The organism is Bartonella queenslandensis AUST/NH15, from assembly GCF_000312585.1.
GTDB classification, from domain to species: domain Bacteria; phylum Pseudomonadota; class Alphaproteobacteria; order Rhizobiales; family Rhizobiaceae; genus Bartonella; species Bartonella queenslandensis_A.
The window spans coordinates 1-2,661 of the sequence record NZ_HE997983.1 but is presented as its reverse complement, the minus strand read 5'-3'; the positions used below and the strand labels follow the sequence as shown (position 1 = coordinate 2,661).

General features: G+C 40.0%; 4 protein-coding genes and 1 pseudogene. 2 read left to right on the top strand and 3 right to left on the bottom strand.

The window, feature by feature from the left end:
- Both BN338_RS02010 and BN338_RS02005 read right to left on the bottom strand, forming a co-directional pair.
- Window positions 1-966: hypothetical protein (locus tag BN338_RS02010; protein WP_039758570.1), on the bottom strand; the 966-nt coding region annotated here is incomplete at its 3' end.
- A gap of 1 nt (window position 967) precedes the next feature.
- Window positions 968-1,675, bottom strand: a complete 708-nt coding sequence (locus tag BN338_RS02005) for a phage adaptor protein (protein WP_039758564.1) — start codon at window positions 1,673-1,675, stop codon at window positions 968-970.
- A 73-nt stretch (window positions 1,676-1,748) separates the two neighbouring features.
- On the opposite strand from BN338_RS02005, the pseudogene BN338_RS02000 reads away from it, so the two are divergent.
- Window positions 1,749-2,061, top strand: a pseudogene (locus BN338_RS02000) (type II toxin-antitoxin system RelE/ParE family toxin).
- Complete coding sequence (locus tag BN338_RS01995) at window positions 2,042-2,329, top strand: addiction module antidote protein (protein ID WP_039758562.1); 288 nt, start codon at window positions 2,042-2,044, stop codon at window positions 2,327-2,329. The pseudogene BN338_RS02000 and the gene BN338_RS01995 overlap by 20 nt, the downstream one beginning before the upstream one ends.
- A gap of 35 nt (window positions 2,330-2,364) precedes the next feature.
- Here BN338_RS01995 and BN338_RS01990 read toward each other — a convergent pair whose 3' ends face one another.
- A complete protein-coding gene (locus BN338_RS01990) occupies window positions 2,365-2,526 on the bottom strand; it encodes a hypothetical protein (protein WP_244427593.1) in 162 nt (53 codons plus the stop codon).
- Window positions 2,527-2,661 lie beyond the last annotated feature (135 nt).

Here is a 2,661-nt window from a genome sequence, read left to right as displayed (position 1 = left end):
CGTCGACCATTTCTGCAATCCCCAATCATAAACTAAGGTCGTTTGCTCGTTATTACCTCTCTTTAAGGACCAGTAAATCCGGTTATCAATGGGATCTATCACTCCTTGCATCTCATCAAGAGCAAACTTATCAAAGGTTTTAAAAACCGTTCTATCAACCTTTTCAAAACCTATCGGGAAAAGTTGACCATCAGTACTCATCTGATAAAAGCCACCATCACTCGCAAAAAAAGCATCACTCCCTCGAGATACTATAGAAGATGCACTGCGGGCTCCGCACTTATCTTGGATCTTTTGAAAAGTAAATACAATTTGAGAACCCGGAACAAAGGTTCCTGCATAAATAGCTGAACGCATAAAAATGAGTGGATTGGTGGATTCCGTTGACCCTTGAACATATTCTCCATCCGGAAAATCTTGAAAATCACAATTTTTCTCTTTAACCGTCCAATGAGTTGCATCATTCAAACCCGACCAATGAATGCGATTGGGATTATCTGTAAGCTGCATCAAACAAACAAAATCACCCCAAACCTTCACAAAACTAGCTTTCGGTGGATTGCCTCCTAAATCTTCAAACCGTTCAGAGCTATGGGTATTAAAAACTTGCGGTTTATCATTTTTATTCACTGCAATAATTCTTTTACCAAACAAGGCAAACGACCATTGATTATCCTCATGTGCATGATACGTCACACCACTTTGGCTGATGTCCTTCCAACCCTTGGTTTGACTATCATAACTGTAAAGCTTTTGCTTACCTCCTACGATTATCTTAACTCCATCGCCACTTCTAAAGGCTATGCAACCCAACGGCTTTTCTTCCAAAGGATGAGAAACAACCGTTGCACTAGGCATGGGAATGTAGCAGCCATCAGCGGGTAAAACATTCACAAGTGTATCCGTAAAGCTCCCGTTGACGACTGAAACATCGGGTCTATAATCAGCGACTGGAAAATAAACCATGCTAAAAATCCGTTGGAACTATTCTTGTGACATTATTGCGGGTTGAGGTTTCTGTTCGCAATTGCTGTAACTGCTCTTGAAAATCGTTATAAGCTGCGACTGCACAATCTGGATCTTTCAAGATATTCTTATAGAGTTCATATTTTGCACGCGCCTTGATCAAATCAAACCCATAGATAAACCATGGATGCTCCTCATCGACACTCTCTATCTCTGATAAGCGCTGTGGAGAGAGAAGAAGTTGAATCTGATAAGCCCTATCCGGTATGGGATAAAGATGCAATTTCCTATCAAAATAACTGTAACAAACCGGCGTTCCTTGCTGCTGTGATGTCAACGAAGGCTCTAGAGCAAAAGGGCTTCTCCGCTCAAGTTCAAGCTTATGGTGTTGATCTGACTTAAGATAAACGCTTTTGATTTTGACTGCTGTTTCAATAGGGCGGGTATCGTTTGCATCATAAGCACCTTGCCCCGCCCGTGTTTGAAACGTAACATCACGGCTTTCGTTAAAGTAAAAACTTTCCCTCTCACAAAAACGAATAGCAGCAAAAATACTTTCTTGGATTTGCGCTACATACTCATCCGTCGTGTCATCAACCTCATCTTGGATAACAGAAACTAAGTTCGAAAGCGTTTTTCGATGACGATAAAAATTTTGGCTAGCCGGTATTGGTCCCCCTGTCTTGACCCGAATATAATGACGTGACATCAGAATACCTTTCCAGTGATACAAAAATTATAACTAACTTGACATTACATACTGTGTGCACTATAATACACTAATGGTAGCGATAATAAAAACAACAGATGAATTCGATGAATGGTTAGAAAAGCTTAAAGACAGAAAAGCTGCTGATATAATTCTTACAAGACTTCATAGAATTCGTTCAGGACTTTTGGGTGATGCGAAGTTTTTTTAATGGTATAGGTGAATTACGTATCCATTATGGGGCTGGGTATCGAGTTTATTTCACACAAAAAGGCGATAAAATCATTATATTGCTTTGTGGTGGTGATAAATCCACACAATCCAGTGATATTCAGAAAGCCTTATCTCTTTTAAAGGAGCTTAAAAATGAAATTGAAAACCTTTAACTTTGAAAAACACCTCACAACACCAGAATCTCAAGAAGTTTTTTTAAACGAAGCCTTCAAAACTGCTGATGCGGCTCATATTGCTGACGCCATTGGTATTGTTGCGCGAGCTCAAAATATGAGTGCTTTAGCAAAAGAAACAAACCGTGAACGCAGTGGTTTATATCGTTCCTTAAGCAAAACTGGTGACCCCAAGCTTTCTACTTTAGTTGCTGTGTTATCTTCCCTTAATCTACAATTAAACGTACAAGCTTCTACTTCTTCATAAACTGAAGGAGAGTTAATAGATCTCTCCCTTCAATTTCAGTGATTGGTAACAAACTCAACGACGATACTTGCTTCACCAGATTGTACCGTTTTGTCTGCTTTAGCATAAAGACTAACCTCTGCGTCATAAGGCACAAACTCCTTTTGATCTTTCGGTTTTATTTCTTTACTCCCCACCTGCTTTGATTTCTGCCTCACCAATCTCCGTGCATGCGCTCGTCGTGCCTACCTTGAATCTTAGCATCCGAAAACACCTTCTTGATAAACACCTTCACCGAAGTGAATTAAAGCACCACGGGGTAATGTGCCTATTTTCATGACACTTTCTTTGGC